The 19,566-nt window shown below is 37.4% G+C and carries 20 protein-coding genes; 6 read left to right on the forward strand and 14 right to left on the reverse strand.

The features are described 5' to 3' along the window. Positions 1 to 63: 63 nt before the first annotated feature. From HMPREF1210_RS18505 to HMPREF1210_RS11360, 4 genes are all read right to left on the reverse strand, one after another. On the reverse strand, positions 64 to 192 hold the full coding sequence (locus HMPREF1210_RS18505; protein WP_255349285.1) for a hypothetical protein: 129 nt from the start codon (positions 190 to 192) through the stop codon (positions 64 to 66). A gap of 173 nt (positions 193 to 365) precedes the next feature. Beyond that, positions 366 to 449: a DUF3492 domain-containing protein gene (locus HMPREF1210_RS18670; protein ID WP_147640347.1), complete on the reverse strand. Its 84-nt coding sequence runs from the start codon at positions 447 to 449 to the stop codon at positions 366 to 368. A 29-nt stretch (positions 450 to 478) separates the two neighbouring features. Further along, positions 479 to 1,402 (reverse strand): NAD-dependent epimerase/dehydratase family protein, encoded by a 924-nt coding sequence (locus tag HMPREF1210_RS11355; RefSeq protein WP_016428833.1) that lies wholly within the window; start codon positions 1,400 to 1,402, stop codon positions 479 to 481. A 437-nt stretch (positions 1,403 to 1,839) separates the two neighbouring features. After that, a complete protein-coding gene (locus HMPREF1210_RS11360) occupies positions 1,840 to 2,793 on the reverse strand; it encodes a TRM11 family methyltransferase (RefSeq protein WP_016428834.1) in 954 nt (317 codons plus the stop codon). A 266-nt stretch (positions 2,794 to 3,059) separates the two neighbouring features. On the opposite strand from HMPREF1210_RS11360, the gene HMPREF1210_RS11365 reads away from it, so the two are divergent. Then, positions 3,060 to 3,263 (forward strand): hypothetical protein, encoded by a 204-nt coding sequence (locus HMPREF1210_RS11365; RefSeq protein WP_016428835.1) that lies wholly within the window; start codon positions 3,060 to 3,062, stop codon positions 3,261 to 3,263. Between the two features lie 86 nt (positions 3,264 to 3,349). On the opposite strand, the gene HMPREF1210_RS11370 is transcribed toward HMPREF1210_RS11365, so the two are convergent. The 3 genes from HMPREF1210_RS11370 to HMPREF1210_RS11380 all read right to left on the reverse strand — a co-directional run bounded on the left by HMPREF1210_RS11370 (position 3,350) and on the right by HMPREF1210_RS11380 (position 5,943). After that, positions 3,350 to 4,015, reverse strand: a complete 666-nt coding sequence (locus HMPREF1210_RS11370) for a hypothetical protein (RefSeq protein WP_016428836.1) — start codon at positions 4,013 to 4,015, stop codon at positions 3,350 to 3,352. 442 nt (positions 4,016 to 4,457) lie between these two features. Then, positions 4,458 to 4,730: an ArsB/NhaD family transporter gene (locus HMPREF1210_RS17390; protein ID WP_016428837.1), complete on the reverse strand. Its 273-nt coding sequence runs from the start codon at positions 4,728 to 4,730 to the stop codon at positions 4,458 to 4,460. A gap of 151 nt (positions 4,731 to 4,881) precedes the next feature. Beyond that, the gene (locus HMPREF1210_RS11380; RefSeq protein WP_016428838.1) at positions 4,882 to 5,943 is read right to left on the reverse strand and encodes a hypothetical protein; all 1,062 of its coding nucleotides are present in this window, start codon (positions 5,941 to 5,943) and stop codon (positions 4,882 to 4,884) included. A gap of 219 nt (positions 5,944 to 6,162) precedes the next feature. On the opposite strand from HMPREF1210_RS11380, the gene HMPREF1210_RS18510 reads away from it, so the two are divergent. The 3 genes from HMPREF1210_RS18510 (at position 6,163) to HMPREF1210_RS11390 (ending at position 8,713) form a co-directional block, all read left to right on the forward strand. Continuing rightward, positions 6,163 to 6,285 carry a hypothetical protein gene (locus HMPREF1210_RS18510; RefSeq protein WP_255349286.1) on the forward strand — a complete coding sequence of 41 codons (123 nt, stop codon included), beginning with the start codon at positions 6,163 to 6,165 and terminating at the stop codon, positions 6,283 to 6,285. A gap of 347 nt (positions 6,286 to 6,632) precedes the next feature. After that, entirely contained in the window at positions 6,633 to 6,821 is a 189-nt protein-coding gene (locus HMPREF1210_RS11385; protein ID WP_016428839.1) for a hypothetical protein, read from the forward strand. Between the two features lie 218 nt (positions 6,822 to 7,039). After that, positions 7,040 to 8,713, forward strand: coding sequence for a ribonuclease J (locus HMPREF1210_RS11390; protein WP_016428840.1), 1,674 nt, complete (start codon positions 7,040 to 7,042; stop codon positions 8,711 to 8,713). Positions 8,714 to 9,065: 352 nt separating this feature from the next. On the opposite strand, the gene HMPREF1210_RS11400 is transcribed toward HMPREF1210_RS11390, so the two are convergent. The 7 genes from HMPREF1210_RS11400 to HMPREF1210_RS11430 all read right to left on the reverse strand — a co-directional run bounded on the left by HMPREF1210_RS11400 (position 9,066) and on the right by HMPREF1210_RS11430 (position 16,471). Further along, complete coding sequence (locus tag HMPREF1210_RS11400) at positions 9,066 to 10,172, reverse strand: endospore germination permease (RefSeq protein WP_016428841.1); 1,107 nt, start codon at positions 10,170 to 10,172, stop codon at positions 9,066 to 9,068. Between the two features lie 92 nt (positions 10,173 to 10,264). Further along, the gene (locus tag HMPREF1210_RS11405; RefSeq protein WP_016428842.1) at positions 10,265 to 11,380 is read right to left on the reverse strand and encodes an endospore germination permease; all 1,116 of its coding nucleotides are present in this window, start codon (positions 11,378 to 11,380) and stop codon (positions 10,265 to 10,267) included. 32 nt (positions 11,381 to 11,412) lie between these two features. Then, positions 11,413 to 11,646, reverse strand: coding sequence for a hypothetical protein (locus HMPREF1210_RS11410; protein WP_016428843.1), 234 nt, complete (start codon positions 11,644 to 11,646; stop codon positions 11,413 to 11,415). Between the two features lie 2 nt (positions 11,647 to 11,648). Beyond that, on the reverse strand, positions 11,649 to 12,845 hold the full coding sequence (locus tag HMPREF1210_RS11415) for a Ger(x)C family spore germination protein (RefSeq protein ID WP_016428844.1): 1,197 nt from the start codon (positions 12,843 to 12,845) through the stop codon (positions 11,649 to 11,651). Between the two features lie 3 nt (positions 12,846 to 12,848). Then, positions 12,849 to 14,468 carry a spore germination protein gene (locus HMPREF1210_RS11420; protein WP_016428845.1) on the reverse strand — a complete coding sequence of 540 codons (1,620 nt, stop codon included), beginning with the start codon at positions 14,466 to 14,468 and terminating at the stop codon, positions 12,849 to 12,851. Between the two features lie 360 nt (positions 14,469 to 14,828). Next, positions 14,829 to 15,422, reverse strand: a complete 594-nt coding sequence (locus HMPREF1210_RS11425) for an SET domain-containing protein (RefSeq protein WP_016428846.1) — start codon at positions 15,420 to 15,422, stop codon at positions 14,829 to 14,831. 143 nt (positions 15,423 to 15,565) lie between these two features. After that, entirely contained in the window at positions 15,566 to 16,471 is a 906-nt protein-coding gene (locus HMPREF1210_RS11430) for a TIGR01777 family oxidoreductase (protein WP_016428847.1), read from the reverse strand. Between the two features lie 402 nt (positions 16,472 to 16,873). Here HMPREF1210_RS11430 and HMPREF1210_RS11435 point away from each other — a divergent pair, with 402 nt between their 5' ends. Both HMPREF1210_RS11435 and HMPREF1210_RS18515 read left to right on the forward strand, forming a co-directional pair. Beyond that, a complete protein-coding gene (locus tag HMPREF1210_RS11435; protein WP_016428848.1) occupies positions 16,874 to 19,273 on the forward strand; it encodes an immune inhibitor A domain-containing protein in 2,400 nt (799 codons plus the stop codon). Between the two features lie 120 nt (positions 19,274 to 19,393). Then, on the forward strand, positions 19,394 to 19,525 hold the full coding sequence (locus tag HMPREF1210_RS18515; RefSeq protein WP_255349287.1) for a hypothetical protein: 132 nt from the start codon (positions 19,394 to 19,396) through the stop codon (positions 19,523 to 19,525). Positions 19,526 to 19,566: the final 41 nt, after the last annotated feature.

The raw sequence follows: 19,566 nt of genomic DNA on the forward strand, positions 1-19,566 counted from the left end.
TGCTCTCATCTTTTGCATCCATTATTTTCATCTTACCTCATGGAATAATTGGTATCTATCTATTCAGTAGGCAGCATTCACATCTTCCACATAATCTTTAGGGATATTATATAGAAGAAACCCTCTTGTTCCCGCAATATCTTCGGCTAAAGAATAAGCTTGTCTTTCTTTCTCCTGCGTTTGTTCCAACAACAAAAAAACCTTCAAATGAAATTTTTTCTGAAGGAAGGTTAAGTGTTGAATCATATGAACTGTCCAAGCGTGCTTTCAGCCAATGAAAAAGGTGGATTTCCCCAACAAATTCCGTCGATATAGGGCCGGCTCTAAATAAACCGACACCAACCCATTATTTTGAACTTTCTTTATTAAAGTGCACACCACGTACTCACTCCGCCTTCATGAAAAGGATACGTACCTTCTGTTGTGAGAAATACGGTTAGATTTTTCATTCATTTCACCAGTTTCTTTACACAAAATTTTATTTGGGAACTTGATTTTGATAATAGGCTACTGTTTCTTTCAAGCCAATTTCAAAACTAGTTCGAGGTTCCCATTGCAGGAACTCCCTTGCCTTGTCGAAGGATAAAGAACTGTCCTTAATATCCCCGGCTCTAGAATCTGTGTAAGTGATGTCTAATGGCTGATGAATCGATTCTTGCAAAATGGCAAGCAGTTTATTTAACGAAATGGGCTGGTTCGTACTGATATTAAACGCTCCACTCCCACCAAATGCTACTGCCTGTATGTTTGCCTTTGCTACGTCCTTCACAAAAATGAAATCCCTTGTCTGGCTACCGTCACCGTAAACGGTGACCCCTGTATTACGAATGGCTTGATTAATAAAAATACTCACAACACCTGCTTCGCCAAGCATATTCTGTCTCATACCATAGACATTGCTATAGCGAAGGATCGTGTAAGGCAATCCGTACAGTTGATGGAATAAGTGAATGTACTGCTCGGCAGAATATTTGGACTGTCCATAAAAAGAAATGGGCAAAATACGATGTTCTTCTTTCAACGGCATCTCTTTTGCCGATCCATATACCGCTGCTGATGAAGCATATACTAGTTTGGAAACCTTGTATTTTGCGCAAAGCTTCAATATATTTAACGTTCCTAACGTATTAATCTCGCAATCTGTCAAAGGTTGTTGTGTTGAAAACTCCACAGACACTTGTGCCGCTTGATGTATGACGACTTCTGGATTGTGCATGCGAAAAACCTGTTCCAAGGTATCGGAACGAATATCGATATTGTAAAAAGGCACACTTTTCGGCACAAAGCTCAAATTGCCTGTGCTCAAGTCATCGACTACAATGGGCTCCCATCCGATATTCATTACTTCTTCTACAATAAAAGAACCTATAAAGCCCGCACCACCGGTTACCAATACTTTCATAACATCACCATTTCTTTATGTGTTTGGTTTTATCCTATGCCACTTATAGTAGTCACATTCCAGTTACGATAAGAAATCTAGTAGTTTTATATGTTTTAACAAAACAATTAAAATTACAGAAAAAGACTGCTTCTTGAATAGACAGTAGAACGGCTCCTTATATGGTAAAACTATCCAACTAAACATAACGATGTTATGATAAAACGAATAAAAATTAATATATTGGTAAGGGATCAATGAAGTGTAGGAATATCTTATTGCAAGACTGACTGTGCTAATTACTTTTGGTTTTGGAACATTACTGATTAATTGTTGGCTAATGCGGGACATGCGGTAAGCTCAAATGCACGATAAAGAATTGTATAAGTTACCTATAAACTCTTCTTAAAAAAAGCCTGTCTCCCATTAAATTGGAGGACAGGCTTTATTAATTCAAGTTACTGGCACACTAAAATTTCTCTGGAAAATATGCCTTTTTTGGCTACGCATCTGTCGATGATGTGAAAACCCGCTTCTTCAATCATGTGATCGATTGTGTCAATCGTAACGACCACGAGCTTCTTAGAAAAAGGCCGTGCATGCTTGAGGATGGATAGTTGATCCTCAGGTGTGGCATGTGTGTAGAGATTGTATGGCATATCAATAATGGTGGCATCATAGTTAGACGTCACTTCCGCGATTGGGCCAAGGTCAACATCCCCTGTTAATCCGAAATGCGCAATGTTTTCACGTGATCCTAGAACGACCAACGGATTAATATCGCGGCCGACTATATCGATTCCCATTGAAAGTGCTTCTACCAGGACAGTACCGATTCCACAGCACGGATCGATTGCTTTCACACCATTTGGTTTTGGAACGGCAATATTTGCCACCGCACGGGCCACTCGTGTGCTAAGTGCTGTTGAATACTCACGCGGTTTTTTTAAATGGTGCAACCAAACAGCTTCACTTTTTAGGTACTCCCCAAAATACCAACGTCCATCGAATGGCACTAATCCAAATGTCATATCGGGGTGATGAACATCTGCTTCCCCTTCAATGATCATTCCAATTTCACGTTCGATTTCTCGCTTTTGTTGGTAGTCCACTTTTTCCGTTAGAGCCAAGTCATTGATTTTGACAAAAATGACTTTAAAAGTGGATTCCATCATATTTACGACTTCCACTTGCTTCAAAATATCCGAGAGCTCATCACCTTCAAAAATTACTTCTATTCGTTCTTTCATAAATGGACTTCTGCTCGGATTTATTTCATTCGAGCTTTTGATTATTTTAGTATGTGTATCCATATCAAAAAATGAACGCATTTCCAAATGACATAAAGATTCTTCGTCATTGGTGTATGCGTATGTATAAATAAATTCACCTGTTCGTTCTAGTTGATTCAAGTTATTCCCATCCTTTTTCATGCCCTTTACTTCGTGAAGAGCAGTACCTTGTTAGTATAACAACTGGTGAATATTTATGCCGGAAATGTGATGAATAATTGCAAACTTGTTTTTCTATTCATCTTTATTTTTATCGATAATTTAATAAAAAATAAATAATTTTTATCGATAAAATTATTTCAGAAAAATTTTATGACCATACATGAAGAAATACATTTTAAGCCATACTTACTATGTACGGCCAACTTGAAAGGAGACATGATCAAATGCCAAAAAACAATCAGAATTCTTCAGGTAACTCTTCAGGTAACAACAACCGAAACAAAACGAAAACACCACCAAAAACTGGGCAAACAAATGGTGCTCTAACAGGTCGAGAAGAATTCTCTCGTGAATTGACTGAAATCATTAATAAAGCCACACAATCAGGGCAAAGCCAAACTGCTCAAAAACGAAAAAATAACAAATAGTTTTTTCTCAACTCACATGAAAAGAAGCAGGATTCCTAAGGGGATGCCTGCTTCTTTTTCTATATAAAAGGCACAAATGCCTGTTTTTATTTTCCTTCATGCATTGACTTAAGATGGGTCATATTCAAATAAATGGTTTTCCCATTCCCTGTAACCAACTCCACCAAAACAGGATCGACTTGGTTCAAAATCCCGATTTTTCCGGAATCTTTTCCTAAATCAAATAGCACTATTTTCCCGATATACATTTTCATTTGCTCTTTAAATGTGTGAGCGAATGATTCGTCAGAAGAATTAAATTGTTGACCTATCTTAATTTGATAAGGGGTTTGGTTGATATAGGGGATTAGCCATTTAAGATGGACGATTGGAATGTAAATCGTTTTAAATGCTGGCGAATCGAACACAATATAGTCTTCTTTGACATATCGGATATAACCATGTACTGTATGACTTCCGGTTAAAAAAAGTTCTACAAATTTACCAGACGCGTTCGTTAATATCTGTTTCATGGATAGCTGCTTTTCCTCTTTTTCAAACGGTGACATATCATTATTAATGTATTCTTCAGTATACGTTGTTTCCACTTTTTTTACGGAGATAAGATGCACGACTGGCAAATACACATAATGTTGACCGTTAAAGAGGACAATAATATCCGAACCTACTTCCAGAAGCTTTCCTATGATTGATTTTTTGGAGGATACTTCAACATCTATTATTTGACCTATATAAGAATCTAGACTATTCATTTATTCAACTCCTTTACTTATAAAATGAAGAGAAGCCACAAATTAAATATAACTAACGTGACGAAAAGAGTCGCTGGAATAACCAATAATGCTGGTCTTCGGTATTTCTTTCTTAAAAAGAAGATCGATAAGTAAGTTAAGCGTCGCAATTCCAATCATGGAAGGAACGAAAGCGAAATGTCTATAGGAAATCAAATCTAAACCAACCATTTTTAAACCAATTAGATTTGCTATATTACTCTCTCACCGATTGGCAAACTGGCAGACGTCGCAATAAATACTCCCGCGAATAAATTAGGCAATTTTTGATGTGTTTCAACCGAGACATGCTTACGATATGTAGGATGATTGGAGTGGTAATCAGAATACTTCCGTCATTATTGAAGAAGATGGTCATTAAAAACACAATCATACAGGAATAGTTTTAGTCCAGACCCTTTGCTTAATTAGCCAGATTAACCGCAACCCCCCAGAAAACTCCTTTACTTTCCAAAACAATACAAATGACAATTGTCGAAATGATCGTGATGGATGGTCCGCTTACCAGCTTAAATATTTCAAGAACATCACTAAATTGCACCACACCTGCAACAATAAGTAGAAGTGCTCCACAAAGTGCAGGGATGGATTCATTTATTCCCTGGGGTCTCCAAAGGATGAACAAAGTTGTGAGTGCAAAAATTGTAAATGTATTAACAAGTTCATATTTATGCATTTGGATTAATCCCATTAAAACGGAATTTCATTTTTTTCTTATTATTACGTTCAATTTGTATTGACTGCGACTCTATTGAGAGTGGATGGTAAAGACGACTGTGACTGCAGTTTGTTCAACTACAGGTCTTTCATCCTTTTTTGTAGGATGATTACTTTTTCCTTTTTTGTGCTTTTCTCTTCATGCGTTTATTTCTTCGCATCATCGCAAGATACAATTCTTCTTCATACGTTAATCTTGTATAGGTTGAACTTGTATAGGTTGATGATTCTTGGTTTCCATCTGACTGCTTGCCATTTTTTGACGATTTTTTTGATGTTTCTTGGTCTCCGTCTGATTCCTTGTCTTTTTTTGACGAGTTTTTTGATGTTTCTTGGTCTCCGTCTGATTCCTTGCCTTTTTTTGACTTTGTTTGTTGGGCATTTTCTTCTTCAGTTTGTTTGGCATTTTCTTCTTCAGTTTTTTTCTCTTCTGATTTATTAATATTTAGACTGAAATTTTTCACATGATAGTTAGCGATTCGGAAGATTTCGTTGTTAACAACCATTACTAGGTATTCATCATTGGCTTCGGTTAATAGACCTTCTATACTTTCCGGACCTTTTCTATTTATTTTAATCCAAGAGTATGTCAGATTTTTCAATAAACCATTGGTGTTGTCTGCAGTAATTTGATCATAAACATCTTTTATTTCGTTCATTTTTAAGATTGCTTCATCTTCAGTAGCTTCGTCCGTTAACGTTTCCTCTACTTTTACTTCCTCATCTTTTACATCGACGTTATTGGTCTTGGGTATAGCGTGACTAAAACTTTTGATATGTTGTTCTTTGTAAAAAATTAATCCGTCCTGCTCAGTATGAAGAACAAAGAAGTCGTCCTTTACATCAATCAGTGTCCCAAACTTGGATTCTGGACCTTTCCCATTAATCTGGATAATTTGATCTTTGAAATGACCTGCAACTTCATTAAACTTGGCTGCTTTAACTAGGTAATTGGAATCATACACTCTTAAAATAGAATTAAATCGAATCTGGGAATTTTCTTTAATACTTTTAATGTGAGCGGTTTTGTAATAAATAATTTCGCCATCTTCTTTTTGCAGGGTTAAATAATCATCGTTGACATCCAGTAAAACGCCTACATTTGAATCGGGACCACCTTTGTAAACTTGAACTGACCTTCCAACTAATGAGATTAAATACTCATCTTTCATCCCGTTTTCCCCTTTCTTCTGTCTTGTCATTGCAAAACAAATAAAAATGCCTCATTAATTTTATTTAGGGCAAATTATTAAGTTTATGATTATGTATATGTCTATGACTTCCATTGTGCATAGGTGAATTAATCAATTATTATCGTGCTGTTTTTGATTGCTTTCCTAATTCAAAGAAATTGGTGACTAAATTGTAGAATATATACTGGAGGTTTCGCAGTGGGAAAAATGCAATTTTTATATCAACTGAAATTAATTCCTTCATTACTTGAAGAATCAAATTGGACTGATAAAGAAAATAATATGTTCAGCATCACTCCGAAGAAGAAGCAAATACTTTGATGGAAAAAGACCCCGCAATAAAAGAAGGCATAATGGAGGCTAAGTTGTTTCCCTATCGCGTAGCGTTAATAAAAGATTAATAGGATATTTTTCAGTTACATCAAAATCCCTTTTTTAAGCCATACTTTCTTATATGGGGAGAGACAACCATAATTCATCAAGCAACAATAAAAATTCGTTGCACAAACACCGAAAGCTTTGAAACAAAAACTCCAGCATAAGCAAGAAGAGTTTTCTCGCGAATTCCCTAACTCGGTAATAAAACTGGAAAGCAAGATGGGAAATCAGCAACTCAAGGGAATAGAAACAAAAGCTAATTAAGCGATACCCAATTGGAGTGAATACCGATGAGCAGTAATCGTGAAAAAGAGATTTTTTCTGACCCTGCCAATACGATTGTCAGTGTAAACGGCGTTCAAGTTTTTCTTGATAATAAGTTTGAAGATGAAACGTTGAATGAGGAAATCGAAAAAGAGTACCATGTGGAAAATGAAGGAAAACCCATTATCAAGCAGCCAAAAAAGAAACAGCATTAATCAAACGAACCATCTTTTATTCGTGTAAAAGGTGGTTCGTTTCATTTTGTTTTCTATCTATACATCCAATGTCTCTTAATAGGATTTGTGCGTTGATTTCAGTCGCTACATGATATTCGTTGCCCTTTTTTGATACAGAAACTTTTCCCTAATCCTCATAAAAAGAAAGGCGCGTGGGAATACTTCTTATAGCGATTTAAAATAGGAGGATATTTAATTTGGAAACGATAGAAAACTCATTATCCATTTTCGCCCTTGGCGGCGTAAATGAAATCGGAAAAAACATGTATGTCCTGCAAGTTGAAAACGATATCGTAGTCATCGACTGCGGATCTAAATTTCCAGATGAAAGCTTACTTGGCATAGATTTAATCATTCAAGATATTTCCTATTTACAGGAAAACAAGGAAAAGGTTCGAGCTTTAATTGTTACGCATGGTCATGAAGATCATATTGGGGGCATCCCATACTTATTAAAACAATTGAATATGCCGATTTATGCCACAAGAATGACGTTGGGATTAATTGAAATCAAGTTGAAAGAACACGGACTATTACGACAAACTGAAATGAATTTGATTGATTCCAAGTCAAAAATCAACTTCAATGCCATTACATGTACCTTCTTTAAAACAAACCACAGCATCCCAGATTGTTTAGGAATTGCCTTTCACACACCTGAAGGTACGGTTGTTCATACCGGGGACTTTAAATTCGATTTAACTCCAGTGAATAATGAATATGCGGACATTCATGAAATGGCTGAAATCGGCAAGAATGGTGTTCTTGTATTATTATCAGAAAGTACAAATGCGGAACGTCCTGGATTTACTCCATCAGAATCTTTAGTTGGCGGACACATTGAAGATGCCTTCCGAAAAGCGAACAGGAAAGTATTTATTTCAACATTTGCATCCAATGTTCATCGAGTTCAACAAGTCGTGGATGCCGCCCAAAAAACAAACCGAAAACTTGTCCTACTCGGGCGCAGTATGGTGAATGTGGTTTCTGTTGCTATGGAGCAGGGTTATTTAAATGTTCCCGAGGGCATGATTATTGACCCGCATGATATCAAGCGAATGGCTCCAGAAAACGTAGCTATTCTTTGTACAGGAAGCCAAGGGGAAACCATGGCGGCTTTATCGCGCTTAGCAAGCTCCAACTATCGTCAAGTAGAAATCCTGCCTGAAGATACTGTGATTTTCGCTTCGTCACCTATACCTGGAAATGAACGGAATGTTTCACGAGTTATCGATAATTTGTATCGGTTAAGAGCAAAAGTCATTTATGGTTCTGGTAGTGCTACAGGGATGCATGTTTCCGGACATGCCTGCCAAGAAGAATTGAAACTGATGCTGACGTTGATGAAACCGAAATATTTTATCCCAATTCACGGAGAGCTCAGAATGCTACATCAGCATCGGTTATTAGCCGAATCAGTTGGTGTGGAAAGAGAAAATGTCTTTATCATCAGCAATGGAGACGTAGTAGACGTAAACAACTCCATTGCACGCCAAACGCGAAAGGTCCCTTCCGGCAACATTTTTGTCGACGGATTAGGGATTGGGGATGTAGGAAACATTGTGTTGCGGGATCGCAAGCTTCTATCTGAAGACGGGATGATTGTCATCGTCATTACTCTCAGTAAGTCCGATGGTCAAATTATTTCCGGACCTGATACCATTTCCCGGGGCTTCGTCTATGCACGTGATGCTGAAGAACTGATGAAGGAAGTGGATCGATTAGTGTTGACTACCATCCAAACAACTGAATCAGCGAATGGACGACAGCGTAACGTACTGAAGCAAAGCATTAAAGCTACCTTAGGGAAGTTTATATTTGCAAAAACGAAAAGAAAGCCGATGATTCTACCTATCATTATCGAGATTTAACTTGATTGCATACATGAATAAAAGCGAACTCCATAAATTAAAGGAGTTCGCTTTTTTAAATTTATATACTGGTATGTCATTTAAAAAAGGTTTCGTCATTTTCCAATTCGATATGATAACGATTCATACCCTTGAGGAGAAGGTCACGAACATAGTCGATTGCAAACACCCATCTTCGAAAACAGAAGATGGGTGTTTAGTGGACAATATATAAAATTATTATAAGTTATTCCATTTACTTTTTACTCACACCCAAATGCATCATACTAAAATTCCTCTTCAAGAGTTCCCAGGTTTCAGTTACTGAGTAGATCATGCATTGTCGAATAAGCTTTGACGATATTAATGATGTTCAGGATTCTTTTTTTAATTGGTTTTTGCGTAACGCATATATAACTACTAACAAAAGAGGTAAAAATAATCCTATTGATAATGAATATGAAACAAGCGTTGTACTGTCCCAATTTTTTTGGTAGATAACGTTTGGATAAATCACAAGAGAAAGGGCAATGGCAATCATGCCTAACGGTATAGTTAAGGGACGATAATCTTTTAAATTTAAAATTTGTGCAATCCCTAAAACGGAAGCGTAAAAATAAAGGGTCGCCTTAAAGTAGAGCGCAATAATCCAAAAGGCGGCCATTAACGCCTCGATACGCTGTACAAAATCCCCGATATTTATCCTTTTAGCCAATTCATAGCCAGGATATAACTGTCTTGTAGTATTCTCGGCACCTAATACCGCAACACACAAAAATGTAATGATGATGGTGACGATTCCACCTATTAAGTTTCCAATTAAAAAGGATTTTTTTCCTTGTCTAGCTTTGTTTATAAATGCAGGAAAAATCATTACCAAAATAACAGCATTGACAGAAGAGTAAACCACTAAATTCAGGGATGATTGAACAATTTTTTTTGTTCCTGCCTCATATACAGGTTGTATGTTTTCAAACTTGATTTCTGGTGAAATAAACACCACTAAAATGAGAAATAGGAAGAAGAAAACAACAATTAAGATTTCGGCCGACCTAGCGATTGTCTCTAACCCAAGACGAACACCCATCATGATAATCATTCCCATAAGTGTATTTAGCGCTACCATTGGAGTAGTTGGCAGCACATGGATATTTAGAAAAGTTCCAGAATGAGCTAGAAGATTAGTGGTATAAAGAAAAGAAAGCGACACAAATAAAAGAGAAAATATTGTCCCTATCCATTTCCCAAAGAGTTTATTATTGATTTCAATAAAAGTGAGATTTGGAAACCATTTCCCTATTGTGCAAAATAGCCAAATGACTAGTAACCCAATCCCCATCCCGAATATCGCGGCAATCCAAGCGTCTTGCTTCGCATTTTGAGCTAAGCCTGATGGTACAAGCAAGATGCTCGAACCAATCGTAAATAGGGTGACTAGAACAAGAAATTGGTACGAATTTATTTTTACATCCTTCATCATTTCATATCATACCTTCCGCTCCAATAGGACTCCCAGGTACCTGTCACTGAGTTGGCAATACATTTCCAACTTGGCTTTTAACAAATTTTTTCCTAAGGATTTCTGGCCTCTTTTTTTAATTTCTTTTTTCGTAACCCATATATAACTACCAGCAAAAGAGGTAAAAAAAATCCGTATGACAATGTTAAGGAATTACCCGTTGTACTGTCCCATTTTTGTTGGTAAATGACGTTAGGATAAATCACGAGAGAAAGGACAACAGCAATCATACCTAAGGGGAGTGTTAAAGGGCGGTAATCTTTCAAATTTAGAATTTGTGCCGTACCTAAAACGGAAGCATAAAAATAAAGTACTGTCTTAAAGTAGAGCGCAATAATCCAAAGTGTGGCCATTAACCCCTCGATACGCTGTACAAAATCCCCAACATTTATCCTTTTAGCCAATTCATAGCTAGGAAAAGACTGTCTTGCAGTATTCTCATAACCTAATACAGCAACACTCAAAAATGTAATAATAATAATGACGATGCCACCTATTAAGTTTCCGAATAAAAAGGATTTTTTACCTTGTTTCATTTTGTTAATAAAGGAAGGAAAAATCATTAATAAAATAACGGCATTAACTGAAGATACTACGAAATAAAATAAGGATGATTGAACGATCTTTTTCATACCCACCTCAAATACAGGCTGTATGTTTTCAAACTTGATTTCAGGTGAAATAAACACCACTAAAATGAAAAAAAGGACGAAGAAAACGGCAATTAAGATTTCTGCAGAACGAGCGATGGTTTCCAATCCAAGACGGACTCCCATCACCACTACCCCCACCATAAGAATACTAAGGGCTACCATTGGAGTACTTGGCAGCGCATGGATGTTTAGGAATTTCCCACAATAAAACAAAAGTTCTGAAGTATAAAGTAAAGTCGTGAGTACAAAAAAAACAGAAAAAGCTTTACCTATCCATTTTCCAAATACTTTTTCATTGATTTGGATAATGGTGAGGTGAGGGAACCAAAGAGCTATAGTGATGAATAGCCATATGAACAATAACCCGATTCCCGTACCAATTATAGCGGCAATCCAAGCGTCTTGTTTCGCGTCGGTTGCTAATACTGATGGTACAGTTAAGAGACTTGTACCAATCGTAAAAAAAATAACTAAAATTAGAAATTGGTACGAGTTTATTTTAACGTCTTGCATCATTTATATCATACCTTCCGCTCCACACTGTTCTTTTACTTTAACAAATGAGCAATAACATCATTAAGAGGTTTAAACACAAAAGTGAGTAAATCTAATGGAGTTGGAATAGATTTTCCAAATCCTAGTGTAATACTTATTCCTACGGCAATAGCAAGAAGTATATAAAACACAAGTAACTCTTTTTTATACTTTTTTTCCAATAGAGGTGGAACTTCAATCCACAGAATGGTAGCCGCAATCAGGAGTATTCCTATACTTTTCAACATGATTATTTAATTTCCTTTACATCTTCTAGGTAGGAATTAGTTACTGTACCCGTATGCTGAAGTTTCACATCAACTTTAACGTTCGCTGACAACTCAGAAAATCCTTCATCCCTCCACTGCCTTTTAATCTTTTTCCATTCTTTCGGATTGGATCGATGAATGGCTTCACCAAATCCAAATATGTCTGATTCATATTGTTTTTGTACCGATTCAATGGTCTGATTAATGGTATCTTCCATTTTTTTTTCCGTAATTTTCTCTAGCTCAGCAAATGTTTTTGGTTCACTAAGATTAATTGGACATTCTACATCCCCTACATTTCCTTTTACTTTAATATTGACGTCTACTTCGGGTTTTCCTTTATTCATTTTACCTTTAACGTCAGATTTTAACTGAATGATTTCTATAGAAATTTTTCCTTCTTTAGGACAAGATATTACACTTACTGTATTTTTCACTGAGTTGGTGATGTCATTATACCCTCTGCTTTCCTCTTCAGTTAACCAGCCCAACAGTTTATCTTTTTTAAACACAGCTAATTCATCATATATAATTCGCGCTTCAGGAGTAATTGATTCTACATTCTGTTTGCTTGTTCCTATTTCTTGGTTCCCTGTTACTAGAATCCCCGTTAATACCGCTTCTTTTCCTTCATTTGTTAGATCTGTTATCAGCTCATCTAATATAATGCCGTTCGTTGCGGCCCAGGCAGTTTCTGACGTTTTAAGCGTGTTAAACATTTTATTAGCGGGTATGGCTTCAAGAGTTGTTGTGACATTTAGTATCTCTTCCGCGGTCACATCCTTAGCAATAACAACATAAAAATCAGATCGAAGTTCCCAATCTCTTGACAGTAACTCTAAGGATTCGCCTATACCTTCTTCAGCTAAATCCTCACCGATCACAAGCATTCGAAGATGTCCAGGATATATTTTTCGTGGCGAGTTCTTTGTCATTTTTCGAAGAGCTTCATATACCGTTTCCCCTTTCGCCTGAAACAGGGTTACCGGTGAACGCCCAGTACTTGCTTTCGCTGATATTTCAGAAGGTACAACCACTTGAGCAGTTACTTGGTATTCATCTTCTACTTTATCGATGCCTATTGCTAATGCAATGCCAAGCTCATTTAATTCCCTCCGGTCCCAACACCCCGTAAGAAAGAGGCTGAGAATCAGGAGTACAAACATGCACTTTTTCATCGTTTACTCCCTTTCATACTCCTCATTTTTTGTTGGTTGTGGTTTTGCAGAGGCGGAATCTTTTTGACGAGTCATATTTTGTTGATTGATTAGGCGAGGTCGAGTAAACATTTTCCATTTAGGCAAACGAATAAACGTGTCCTTTTGATCGGAAATATTAAATGGAGCTAATGGAGACATATATGGTATGCCAAAAGAACGTAAACTGCATAAATGCAGAATAAGAGCAATTAAACCTATCGTAATTCCAAACAAACCGAACGATGCTGCGATTGCCATAAATACAAAGCGCAACATCCTGACAGCGATAGCCAAGTCATAAGTAGGGGAAACAAAACTTGAAATGGCTGTTATTGAAACTACGATGACCATCGCAGCAGAAATTATGCCTGCTTCAACGGCTGCTGTTCCAATAACAAATGCCCCTACTATAGACATGGCTGCACCGATGTTTCTGGGCATTCTTATACCTGCTTCACGCAAAAGTTCAAAGGTGACTTCCATTATTATTGCTTCAACAAATGCCGGAAATGGGACGCCTTCCCGTTGGGCTGTCAAACTGATAAGGAGTGCAGGTGGTAGCATTGAGTGATGAAAAGTGGTGATTGCAATAAATAATGATGGTGCCAATAAAGCAATTGCAAATGCAAAAAAACGAAGAAGCCGAATAAGACTCGCAATATCTGCACGTTGATAGTAGTCCTCGGAAGATTGAAAAAATTGAACAAATACTGCTGGAACAATCAGTACAAAGGGTGTTCCATCAACTAAAATAGCTATGCGCCCTTCCAATAGTGCCGCAGCGACTATATCTGGACGTTCTGTATTAAAAACTGTGGGAAAAGGTGATAAAGGTGCATCCTCAATCAACTCCTCAATGTTTCCACTTTCAAGAATTGCATCAATTTTTATTTTATCCAAACGCAAACAGACTTCTTTCACTATTTTGTCATTTGCAATGCCGTTCATATACATCACGGCAACGTTCGTTTTCGTTCGTTTTCCAATAATTTTTGATTCCATCCAAAGATTTGGGTCTTTAATTTTCCTGCGAACTAAGGCTGTATTTACACGCAAATTTTCGGAGAAACTTTCACGTGGTCCCCTGACTACCATCTGAGATGATGCTTCGGTTACTCCCCGATCAACCCAATGTCTGTTGGAAATGATTAAACCTTGCTTATAACCATCGATTAAAATAACCGTATCTCCCGATAAAAGACCAGTAAAAAGCACATCGAAATCGGTTAAATCTTTTATATCCCCTACTGTCATGGCAAAATCTTTTAATACGCTAATAAGATTTTGTTCAGGAGATATCTTTTCCTGCAATTCCGTCCCTTTGGTATCCAACATGAGCGTTTCCAAAATGAAGTTTTGTAATGAGGGTGTGTCAGTTAACCCATCTGTATATATGATAGCAGCTTTAATGGATCCTTCTTTTCCAATATTAATTTCTCGAATGATAATATCAGAGCTTTCCCCAAGGGAATCTTTAATTATTTGTATATTCTCTTGAAGATTTGGTTTTATATATTTTGTTGGACTTTTATTCGTCCTTTGACTAGTTGAAGTAGAATTGGGTTGTATTTTATTATTAATTTTCTTTTCGAAAAAGCCCATACACTACCTCATTTACTGTTTCGTTTTTATTTTTGCTAACTTTACTTTTTTTAGTAATCCATTTGTCAGTTACAAGAAAATTAACCCAATTACTACATAAACTTTCTTCACAAGCATGTTCAATTTTTCTTTATTTCATACAATATTATTGGTCATATTAAGTGCAACTTTTGAAATAAAGGGGGTAAACCATTTTTTGCAGAACTAAAGAATTCGAAAACCTAATTTCTACTGTAAATGTATTAGAAAAGAGATTCGTATTTTGTGAATTCATTAGAGAAAAATAAAAACGATAAACCCCCTGAGTAGGTTTTATCGTTTTATGGTTAGAAAGCTTTTTAAATTTAGACGCTACCATTGTTATTGGTGACGATTATAGTATAGGCACTTAATTGAATCCGGCAGATAATGCTTTGTTGCTGCAATTCTTACTTTCTCGACGAATTCAGGTCGAATGAGTGGTTGAAGCGGTTGTTCCACTTTATTAAAATATTGTAAAGCGTCACTGACCACTATATCCCATTCTTCGTGGTAACGGAGAAGGTCATCTGGGTAAACTCTCGTCCGCTCCGTCCCGTCTTCAGGGAAACAATCGAAAGGTTCATCAATATTCAAAGTTCCATAATCGTCTGTTAACTGTTCACCTGGATAAATGTCTCTGATGGCTACCTCGAATTCATAAGCGGTCCCCATGCAATTGGCATGAAAACTGTGGTTCACATATCTCCCTAAATCCCAACATAAAACGTACTTCCCTTCTTGGTTTCGATATGCATATTTTTTCAATAACTCGCTTCTGTACTCGTCAACCGTATGAATATAGTCGGGCTCCAGTATTTGATCGAGGTCGTCCAGTGCCCACGTAATCGTTCCTTTCGGAATAAATTGAGTCGCAAATACACCAAAACCCATTTCATCATTTATATAACGTAATTCCGTATGCGGATGTATCATATCTAAGTATTCCCCTTTACTAAGTTGGTATTAAAACCAGTCTATGCACTTGGGGAATGACTTGTTGAAAGATATGTTTAAAAACGCTTAATTCGAAAACACAAAACCTCCAGAAGAATCGTTGATTCTGGAGGTTTTGTGTTTTAAGAAATGGATTGTTGCTTTAGGATGATTTGATGAAATGCCTTCTCAATTGTTTCGAACGTAAAATGAAACCCTTCTTTCTCGAGCCTCTCCGGCAACACCCAACGACTTTTCACGATGAGTTCTGTTTCAGTTCGTATAAGGATAGCACCGATTTCGAGCATCCATTTTGGGGAAGGCAATCCAAGCTTTCGATTCATTGCTTTGCGCAGTTGTTCCATGAATTCACGATTTGAAACGGGATGTGGAGCAGACAAATTAAAGACACCCTCCAAGTCGGTTCTTTCTTGAAGGAATAGAATAATCTGGTACACATCTTCAATATGAATCCAACTAAACATTTGATTACCTGACCCCTGTGCCCCACCAAGCCCGAAGCGCACCAAGTTGAAGTAAGGCTTCATCACGCCACCCTCTGCACCAAGTACAATTGCCATGCGTAAAGCCACTAGTCTAGTATGTGGAAGTTGATAATCGAATAGGGATTGCTCCCACGCTTTGGCTATATCTACCGAAAAACCGGTGCCAATTTCCCCATTTGTTTCCGTCATGGGACGATCTTCTGCATGACGATAAATCGTTGCTGTACTTGAATTGATCCATAAGGGCGGTGGAGTTTCACAAGCCAACAGAGCACTTCCAAGTATTTGAGTCGTCTTCGTACGGGAACTCATGATTTCTTCTTTATTCTTGTCATTGTAACGACAATTAACGGATTTACCAGCAAGATTGATCAGCATTTCCGCACCATTCAAAGCACTGATAATACCCGTCTTATTGGACCACGCAATATGGTGAGGCTGTCTTGAAATAATCACCACTTCATACCCTAAATCGGTGAATTTCTCCTCCAAGTATTGTCCAATAAAACCTGTTCCTCCAGCTAAGACCACCTTCTTTTTCATACCATCCACCCGTTTTCTGACAGTTTATTTAACATGACGAAGAGAGAGTAAAAAGGATGCTTTAATTCCACTTACAATCAAAATAAAAAGGGGATAAAAATACATCTGAAATGTTGATGAATGAATCGAATAAAAAAATACCTCGAAAATATTTACATAATTCAAATCATTAATTAAGATCTAACCTTATTTTCATTACTGCAAAAAAACGAGGAAAACCTCGAGCTATAAGATAATTCGTAAAAAAGAAGAGAAAATCTAAGTAGAAAGAATATGAATATTCAAAAAAATGGTATAAAAGACTCTGAATCTATTAGAAAGAAACAAGCATTTTAACTCATTGTTTTAACTCACTTTTGCAAATATTCTAATAAAGATTAACTATCTCAAGGGGGTTACGAATTGAAAAAGTTTTGGAAATCTAGTATTACATCGGTTGTGTTTGCAGGAACATTGCTATCCGGTATGTCCGGTGGCTTTGCAAGCCCAATTTCCGAAGCGCCTCTTCATCAACAAGTATCACATTCTGCTCAATCTCATTTTGCAGGATCTATTGACCTCTCAATTGTAAATGACGAGAAATTAATCAAAGCATTAATGAAACGTGGTGTAATACCAGCTAATGCATCAGAAGCACAAAAACAACAGGGATTGCATAATTATTTAGCTGCTAAAGGTCAATCTGACTCTAGTAACAAAGTAAGTGATGATCCATTAGCGAAACAGGTGAAACAAGCCGAAGCGAAGAAACAGAAAGAATTCAATAATGGTTTATTAAAGGGAAATGGCAAAAAAAATGGGCATCTAAAAAAACAACCAGATCCTGTTGAAGAAGGGGCATCACCAGGTGTAGTGAAACAAGGTAAACTATTAACACTAATGGTAGAATACTCGGATTTTGAACATAATAATCTCCAACCAAATGAAACAGACAACTACTACGAGGATTACAACACGAAGCATTTCGAAGATATGATTTTCGGTGAAAATGGCGTGAAAGGTCCGAATGGAGAAACATTTGTTTCACAGAAACAATATTATGAAGAACAATCTGGTGGTACGTATACGATTGAAGGAAAAGCATATGGATGGTTAAAACTTCCTGGTACTGCAGCATTTTATGGTGCTGATAGAACTAATGGCGGTCATGATAATGTTGCACCCGGCGGATCGAAAATATTAGTAAAAGATGTATATAACGCGGCTAAAGCAGCAGGTGTCCCATTACAAGATTACGATTTAGAAGATTCACATGATTTAGATGGAGACGGTAACTTCTGGGAGCCAGACGGTTTAGTCGATCACTTACAAATCATTCACTCTGGGATGGGACAAGAAGCAGGTGGTGGTTCATTAGGTGATAACGCAGTTTGGTCACATCGTTCAGCATCATTTGTGGATCCAGATGGACTTGGAGCAGGTCTTCCTGGCTTCTACGATTACACAGTTATGCCGGAAGATGGGGCAACTGGTGTTTTCGCTCACGAGTATGGTCATGACTTAGGCTTACCGGATGAATATGACACTGCTTATTCTGGAACAGGCGAAGCTGTTGCTTATTGGTCCATTATGTCTGCAGGTTCTTGGGCAGGTAAAATTCCTGGAACAGAACCGACTGGATTCTCTCCGTGGGCTAAGCAATATTTCCAATCTACATTAGGTGGCGAATGGTTTGAACCAGCCGTATTAGAATGGAAAGATGTTTCTTCGAAAGGTACACAGTTTTTATTAGATCAAGCAAATTCACCACTCGGTAAAAACAACCAAGTTGTTCGCATCAACATACCGAAAAAAGAAACACCTGTGAACACACCTAAATCTGGTAACTTCGAATTCTGGGGTGGTCAAAAAGATGAAAGCGATTCAAACATGGTGACAAACGTTGATTTGACAGGAAAAACTTCTGCTACATTAACTTTTGATGCTTGGTACGAAATTGAAGAAAAATGGGATTTTGCATTTGTACAAGTTTCTAAGGACAACGGTGCGACATGGAAATCTCTTGGTAATGAAAACACGAGAAGTGATGTTGTGGCTGAAGGTTATCCAACAATCCTAAATTCAATGCCAGGACTAACAGGTCATTCCAATGGTTGGACTGAACAATCGTTCGATTTGAGTGAATATGCAGGCCAAAACATTAAACTTCGTTTACGTTCTGTAACGGACTGGGGTACTTCGGAACTTGGTTTCTTTGCGGATAATGTGAAAGTAGTAGCTGATGGACAAACAATCGTAGAAGATGGCGCCGAAACAGAACCAACTAAGTTCACTTTGAATGGGTTTGAGCGTTTCAATGGTAATAAATTAATGAATCATTACTATTTACTAGAGTGGAGAAATCATGCAGGTGTGGATGCAGGTTTAGGCAACATTGCTCGTGGTAATTCACTAATGAGCTATGATGGTGGTTTAGTCGTGTGGTATGTGGATGACAGTTACACGGATAACTGGACTGGGGTTCACCCTGGAGATGGTTTCTTAGGGGTTGTTGATGCACATACGAAAACCGATTTAACATGGAACATTAAAAATGGTACACCGGTTCAAGCAAGTTCTCGCTACCATTTAGCGGATGCAGCATTCGGATTGAATAAAACATCTGGATTGAATCTGATTTATCCAACTCAAACGTTGAATTATGCAAGCCAACAAGGCGTTCGATTGTTTGATGATGCAAATTCATATAGCAATTCATTTATGCCAGATGCAGGTCGCGATTTGCAGTCTTTGGGTTTGAAAATCACTGTAAATGGTCAAGCTGCTGATAAGTCTGTTGGTTCAATCGTCATTTACAAATAACCATCAAGCCCAATAACGTTACTGTTATTGGGCTTTTTTCATTTATATGGTTAACTTTGTATTTATTCAGTTATTATCATTGTTACTGACGAAGATGAAAACAGCAAAACCGTCCTAGCCATGCGAGGGATTCCAGTCTCTGCCACTGAAGAGGAGCATTCCGTATTCCAGGATGCCCATGAAGTCATTCAACACGGGTTGGCAGGACCGTTCGATCAATTGGATGCCTTTATTGAGCAGTTAAGAGATTAAAATAGAAAAATGCACCCGCTATTTATATGCGGGTGCATTTT

Source organism: Paenisporosarcina sp. HGH0030 (genome assembly GCF_000411295.1).
GTDB lineage: Bacteria > Bacillota > Bacilli > Bacillales_A > Planococcaceae > Paenisporosarcina.